The sequence below is a fragment of the Streptomyces sp. NPDC060198 genome (assembly GCF_042728415.1).
GTDB lineage: Bacteria > Actinomycetota > Actinomycetes > Streptomycetales > Streptomycetaceae > Streptomyces.
The window spans coordinates 1-6,889 of record NZ_JBHWZJ010000366.1 but is presented as its reverse complement, the minus strand read 5'-3'; the positions used below and the strand labels follow the sequence as shown (position 1 = coordinate 6,889).

The following is a 6,889-nucleotide window of genomic DNA, read 5'->3' as shown; positions in this document are numbered from 1 at the left end:
GCGCCCCTTCGTGTGTCGTGCGGGGGGCACCGGGTCACGTGTCGTGTCCGGGTGCCGCCGCGGTCAGCCGGCCAGGCAGGACGGGCCGAGCAGCACCTTGAGGTCGCCGAAGAGCGCCGGGTCGGGCTTGACGCGGTGCCGGTCGAGCCTGAGGACGGTGGTCTTGCGAGGGCCCTGGAGCCTGATGCGGACCTCGGTGTCGCCCCGGTGGCTGGAGAGCACTTCGCCGAGGCGGCTGACCATCGGGGGCGTGATCCGCACGGTGGGGATGGTGAGGACCACCGGCGCGTTGGTGCCCGCGTTCGAGATGTCGGGGACCTGCATCTCCATGGCGACGAGCCGGGGTACGTCCTCGCGCTTGTCGAGCCGTCCCTTGACGAAGACGACGGTGTCCTCCACCAGCTGGGTGGAGACCAGTTGGTAGGTGGCCGGGAAGAACATGCACTCGATGGCGCCCGCGAGGTCCTCGACGGTGGCGATGGCCCAGGCGTTGCCCTGCTTGGTCATCTTCCGCTGGAGGCCGGAGATGATGCCGCCGACGGTGACGACCGCGCCGTCGCTGTGCTCTCCGCCGGTCAGTTGGGAGATCGCGGCGTCCGCCTTGTCGGAGAGGACGTGCTCCAGGCCGAAGAGCGGGTGGTCGGAGACGTACAGGCCGAGCATCTCGCGCTCCTGGGCGAGCAGGTAGGACTTCTCCCACTCGATGTCGGAGAACTCGACGTCCAGACCGAAGCCAGGCTCGGAGGAGCCGTCGTCCGAGTCGCCCATGCCGCCGAAGAGGTCGAACTGCCCTTCGGCCTCCTTGCGCTTGACCTGGACCACGTTGTCGATCATGGGTTCGTGGTGGGCGACGAGTCCCTTGCGGGTGTGACCCATCTCGTCGAAGGCACCGGCCTTGATGAGCGATTCCACGGTGCGCTTGTTGCAGACGACCGCTTCGACCTTGTCGAGGAAGTCGGGGAAGGTGGCGTACTTCCCCTTCGCCTTGCGGCACCGGATGATCGAGTCCACCACGTTGGTACCGACGTTGCGCACGGCGGTGAGCCCGAAGAGGATCACGTCGTCACCCTGGGCGGCGAAGTTGGCCTCGGACTCGTTGACGTTCGGCGGGAGCACCTTGATGCCCATGCGCCGGCACTCGTTGAGGTAGATCGCCGACTTGTCCTTGTCGTCCTTGACCGAGGTCAGCAGGGCGGCCATGTACTCGGCGGGGTAGTTCGCCTTGAGGTAGGCGGTCCAGTAGGTGACGAGCCCGTACGCGGAGGAGTGCGCCTTGTTGAACGCGTATCCGGCGAACGGCACCAGGACGTCCCAGAGCGCCTTGATCGCCGCGTCGGAGAAGCCGTTCTTCTTGGCGCCGGCCTCGAAGAGGACGAAGTTCTTCGCCAGCTCGTCGGCCTTCTTCTTGCCCATCACGCGGCGCAGGATGTCGGCCTCGCCCAGCGAGTAGCCGGCGACGATCTGGGCCGCCTTCTGCACCTGCTCCTGGTAGACGATCAGGCCGTAGGTGAGGCCGAGGACCTCCTTGAGGGGCTCCTCCAGCTCCGGGTGGATCGGGGTGATCTCCTGGCGGGCGTTCTTGCGCTCGGCGTAGTTCGTGTGCGAGTTCATGCCCATCGGGCCCGGCCGGTAGAGGGCCGAGACGGCGGAGATGTCCTCGAAGTTGTCGGGCTGCATCTGGCGGAGCAGCGAGCGCATCGGCCCGCCGTCGAACTGGAACACGCCGAGCGTGTCGCCCCGGCAGAGGAGTTCGTAGGTCTTGGGGTCGTTCAACGGCAGGGCGAGCATCTCCAGCTCGACGCCCTTGTTCGCCTTCACCATCTTGACCGCGTCGTCCATGATGGTGAGGTTGCGCAGACCCAGGAAGTCCATCTTGAGCAGGCCGAGCGACTCGCACTGGGGGTAGTCCCACTGCGTGATGGTGACGCCGTCGGTGTGCCGGACCCAGACCGGGGCGTGGTCCACGATCGGTTCGCTGGACATGATCACGCCGGCGGCGTGCACGCCCATCTGCCGGACGAGTCCTTCGACGCCCTTGGCGGTGTCGATGACCTTCTTGACGTCCGGCTCGTTCTCGTACATCCCCCGGATCTCGCCGGCCTCGCTGTAGCGCGGGTGCTTGGGGTCGGTGATGCCGTTGAGGTCGATGCCCTTGCCGAGGACGTCGGCGGGCATGGCCTTGGTCAGGCGGTCGCCCATCGCGTACGGGTAGCCGAGGACGCGGGCGGAGTCCTTGATCGCGTTCTTCGCCTTGATCTTGCCGTACGTGCCGATCATGGCGACCTTGTCGGCGCCGTACTTCTCGGTGACGTAGCGGATCACCTCGACGCGCCGGCGTTCGTCGAAGTCGATGTCGACGTCGGGCATGGAGACGCGCTCGGGGTTGAGGAACCGCTCGAAGATCAGCCCGTGCTCGATCGGGTCGAGGTCGGTGATGCCCATCGCGTACGAGACGATCGAGCCGGCCGCGGAACCTCGGCCGGGGCCGACCGCGATGCCGTTGTTCTTGGCCCACATGATGAAGTCGGCGACGACGAGGAAGTACCCCGGGAACCCCATCTGGATGATGATGTCCATCTCGTACTCGACCTGCTTCTGCCGGTCGTCGGGGACGCCGCCCGGGAAGCGGCGGTCCATGCCGACCCGGACCTCCTCGCGGAACCAGGTGACCTCCGTGTAGCCGTCCGGGATGTCGAACTTCGGCATGAGGTTCTTCGCCTCGAACATGCCGGTGGTGTCGATCTGCTGCGCGACGAGGAAGGTGTTGTCGCACCCCTGCTGCCAGGCGTCGGAGGAGTCGACGGCGTACATCTCCTGCGCCGTCTTCAGGTAGTAGCCGGTGCCGTCGAAGCGGAAGCGGTCCGGGTCGGAGAGGTTCTTTCCGGTCTGGATGCAGAGCAGGGCGTCGTGGGCGGTCGCCTCGTGCGCGTAGGTGTAGTGCGAGTCGTTCGTCACCAGCGGCGGGATGTCCAGCTTCTTGCCGATTTCGAGGAGTCCGTCGCGGACCCGGCGCTCGATCTCGATGCCGTGGTCCATCAGCTCCAGGAAGTACTTGCCCTCGCCGAAGATGTCCTTGTAGTCGGAGGCGGCCTGCACGGCCTCGTCGAACTGGCCGAGCCGCAGCCGGGTCTGCACCTCGCCGGAGGGGCATCCGGTGGAGGCGATCAGGCCCTCGGACCACTGGGAGATGGTCTCCTTGTCCATGCGGGGCCACTTCTGCAGCCAGCCCTCGGCGTAGGCGTCCGAGGAGAGCCTGAAGAGGTTGTGCAGCCCGGTGGCGTTGGAGGCCCAGATCGTCTTGTGGGTGTAGCCGCCGGAACCCGAGACGTCGTCGCGCTTCTGGTGCGGCTGGCCCCACTGGATCTTCCGCTTGTGCTTGCGCGACTCCGGGGCGACGTACGCCTCGATGCCGATGATCGGCGTCACACCGGCCTTCTTCGCCGAGTGGAAGAAGTCGTACGCGCCGTGGAGGTTGCCGTGGTCCGTCATGGCGATGTGCGACATCCCCATGGTGTTGCACGCCTCGAACATGTCCTTGAGCCGCGCGGCACCGTCGAGCAGGGAGTACTGGGTGTGGACGTGCAGGTGCGTGAAGGGCGGCTTGGTCACGGCGCTGTGCCTCCGGGGATGACGGATGTCGCACGCAGCACTCGGCCCGCGGTGACGGACGGGCTACGGGTGGCTGACGGCTGGGGGATGTCGGGGGGACAGCCTGGAAGTCTACGTCTTGGCGCTGACGAACGACGGGCACTTGCGAGTACGGTCACGCGTTGGAGGGGCGGGGACGCCCGTCCCTTTTGTCATGAACGCCATGTTCGACGGTGCTCGACGCAGTTCGACGCCCTGTACCAGGAGGCACCCAGCGATGTCGGAAGAGCAGAGCGGCGCGGAAGACCGCGGGGAGCGCATTCTCGCCGTCTTCGAGACCGCCTTCGGTGAGCTGCTGGCGGCCGACCCGGCCGCCTTCCGGGTCAAGTTCCGGAAGATGGCCGGCTCCGCCTTCGCCTTCTACCGGGGCACCGCCTGCCTGTTCTACGACGACCTGGCCCGCGAGCGGCTCGGCGGCCCGTACCTCGACGAGCGCACCGGCCGGGTCTGGATCCACGGGGACCTCCACGCGGAGAACTTCGGCACCTACATGGACGCCAACGGCCGCCTGGTCTTCAACGCCAACGACTTCGACGAGGCGTACGTGGGCCCGTTCACCTGGGACCTCAAGCGCTTCGCCGCCTCCGTCGCCCTGATCGGGTACGCCAAGGCGCTGGGCGACGACCAGATCACCGAGCTGGTCCGGGTCTACGCCGCCGCGTACCGCGAGCGCATCCACGCGCTGGCGACCGGCGCGAAGAACGACGAGGTGCCTCCCTTCACCCTCGACACCGCCGACGGCCCGCTGCTCGGCGCGCTCCGGACGGCCCGGTCGCTCACCCGCTTCTCGCTGCTGGACTCGATGACGGAGATCCGCGACTTCGAGCGCCGGTTCGCCCCGGACGGCGGCGCCGTCGACCTGGATGCGGCGACCCGCTACAAGGTCCTCGCCGCGTTCGACGGATACCTGGAGACCCTGCCCGAGTCGAGCCTGACCCGCCCCGACTCCTACCGGGTGAAGGACGTGGTGGGCCGCCGGGGCATCGGCATCGGCTCGGCCGGGCTGCCTTCGTACAACATCCTGCTGGAGGGCAACAGCGACGCCCTGGAGAACGACGTCGTGATCTACATCAAGCAGGCCCAGACCCCGGCCGTCTCCCGGCACATCACGGACGCGTCGGTGCGCGGTTACTTCCAGCACGAGGGGCACCGCACGGTGATCTCGCAGCGGGCGCTCCAGGACCACGCCGACCCGTGGCTGGGTTGGACCGAGCTGGACGGCGCCGGACAGCTGGTGGCAGAGGTCTCGCCGTACGCCGTGGACCTGGACTGGTCCGACATCGACGAGCCCGACGAGATCGCGGCGGTCGTCGCCGACCTGGGCCGGGCGACGGCCACCATGCACGCGGCGGCCGACGACGAGAGCGGTCACTCGCTGGTGCCGTTCTCCACCGAGCGGGCCATCGACGCCGCCATCGCGGCCGACGAGGACGGCTTCGGCGATCTGCTCGTCGATTTCGCCCACAGCTACGGCGCGCGGGCGCGCCGGGACCACCGGATCTTCGTGGACCTCTTCCGCAACGGCCGCATCCCGGGCCTCTGACGGGTCCGCGCCAGGGCCTGTGGCAGGGTCCGTGACAGCCGTGTCCCGGACCTTTAGGAGTCGTTTACGGGGGCGCGTGCGAGACTCTCCGGCGATGGACATATCAGGGACGCGACCCAGGACCGCGCGCGCGGCGCTCTTCACCGCGCTCGTCGTCACGCTGTCCTCGGCGTCCCACGTCCTGCTCTCGCGCGAAGCCCTGCCGGTGACCGCGCTGGCGCTGGTGGGGGGCCTGGTGTTCGCCGTCGCGTACGCGCTGGCGGGCCGGGAGCGCGGGTTCGGGGCGATAGCGGGGCTGCTGGTCCCGCTGGAGCTCGCCGCCGACACGGTCTTCACCACCGGGCAGCGGCTCTGTTACGGCGCGGCGGGCGGCCCGGTGGCCGGTCCGCTGCGCTCCCTGGGGTTCGACGTGCTCTGCGGCGGCCACGGGGTGGGCGCTCCGCTGGCGCGGGTGGCCGGGGTCGGTCATCCCGCCTCCGCCGCAGCGCTGCCGCTGCCCCCGGGGCCGGGCGTCCCGTGGCTGCTGCTCGCCGCGCACGTGGCCGTCGGGCTGCTCGCGGCGGCCTGGCTGCGGCGCGGCGAGGCCGCGCTGGCGGCCCTGCTGCGGGCGGCCGCCGCCTTCGCGTTCCACCCGCTGCTGGTCGCGCTGGCGGTGGCCCGCGGGTCCCGCCCGCCGGTGCGGGGCGCTGGACGCCTCCCGAGCCCGCGCCCGTTCGTCGCCGCCCGGCCGCTCTTCACGCACTCCGTGGGCCGGAGAGGGCCGCCGCTGCCGGCCTGAGCCCGCTACGGCAGCCCTCCCCCAACCCACCCTTCACGTACGTCCCACGGAGAACGCATCATGAGCAACCGCAACAACCAGGCGAACAAGGCAGCGGCCCGCGAGCGGCTGCGCGCCGAGCGCGAGCGCCAGGCCAAGAAGGACAAGGCCCGCAAGCAGATCATCGTCGGCGTCTCGATCGTGGCGGTGCTGGCGATCGCCGGCGGTGTCGCCTACGGCGTCAACGAGCTGAACAAGCCGGACGCCTGGGAGGCCGCGGGCGACGCGAAGGTGGTCGCCCCGAAGAACACCTCCGGCACCAACGGCACCACCGTCGTCGTCGGCGAGTCCTCCGCGAAGAAGACGCTGGAGATGTACGAGGACTCCCGCTGCCCGATATGCGCCCAGTTCGAGCAGACCGTCGGCTCGACGGTCACCAAGGACGTCGCGGACGGCAAGTACAAGATCAAGTACGTCGGTGCCACCTTCATCGACAACAGCGACAACGGCGAGGGCTCCAAGAACGCCCTCAGCGCCCTGGGTGCGGCGCTGAACGTCAGCCCGGAGGCGTTCCTCCAGTACAAGACGGCGCTGTACTCGGCGAAGTACCACCCCGACGAGACCGACGACAAGTTCGCCAAGGACAGCTACCTCATCGAGGTCGCCGACACGGTGGACGCGCTCAAGGACAACAAGGCGTTCCAGAAGGACGTCAACGACGGCACCTACGACGCCTGGGCCGTCAAAATGTCCAAGACCTTCGACTCCAGCGGGGTCACCGGCACGCCGACCCTGAAGATGGACGGCAAGAACGTGACCGCCGAGGGCAGCGACAGCGCGCCCATGACGGTGGCCGACTACACCACGGCGATCGACGCGGCGCTCAAGGGCTGACGCACCGGCTCACAGCTCCCAGGCCGGGCGGGCGGACACCCTGCGGG

The 6,889-nt window shown here is 68.8% G+C and carries 4 protein-coding genes; 3 read left to right on the top strand and 1 reads right to left on the bottom strand.

Annotated elements, in window-relative coordinates:
- Positions 1 to 63: 63 nt before the first annotated feature.
- A complete protein-coding gene (gene dnaE, locus ACFWEP_RS29315; protein ID WP_387374487.1) occupies positions 64 to 3,609 on the bottom strand; it encodes a DNA polymerase III subunit alpha in 3,546 nt (1,181 codons plus the stop codon).
- Positions 3,610 to 3,865: 256 nt separating this feature from the next.
- Between dnaE and ACFWEP_RS29310 the strand changes: the two genes are divergently transcribed.
- From ACFWEP_RS29310 to ACFWEP_RS29300, 3 genes are all read left to right on the top strand, one after another.
- Entirely contained in the window at positions 3,866 to 5,191 is a 1,326-nt protein-coding gene (locus ACFWEP_RS29310) for a DUF2252 domain-containing protein (RefSeq protein ID WP_387374485.1), read from the top strand.
- A gap of 94 nt (positions 5,192 to 5,285) precedes the next feature.
- Positions 5,286 to 5,969, top strand: a complete 684-nt coding sequence (locus ACFWEP_RS29305; RefSeq protein WP_387374483.1) for a hypothetical protein — start codon at positions 5,286 to 5,288, stop codon at positions 5,967 to 5,969.
- Positions 5,970 to 6,029: 60 nt separating this feature from the next.
- On the top strand, positions 6,030 to 6,842 hold the full coding sequence (locus tag ACFWEP_RS29300) for a DsbA family protein (RefSeq protein ID WP_387374481.1): 813 nt from the start codon (positions 6,030 to 6,032) through the stop codon (positions 6,840 to 6,842).
- The last annotated feature ends 47 nt before the right edge of the window (positions 6,843 to 6,889 follow it).

Coding starts and splice junctions, on each gene's coding strand:
- ACFWEP_RS29300 (WP_387374481.1), top strand. CDS start 6,030: ATGAGCAACCGCAACAACCAGGCGAACAAGGCAGCGGCCCGCGAGCGG.
- ACFWEP_RS29305 (WP_387374483.1), top strand. CDS start 5,286: ATGGACATATCAGGGACGCGACCCAGGACCGCGCGCGCGGCGCTCTTC.
- ACFWEP_RS29310 (WP_387374485.1), top strand. CDS start 3,866: ATGTCGGAAGAGCAGAGCGGCGCGGAAGACCGCGGGGAGCGCATTCTC.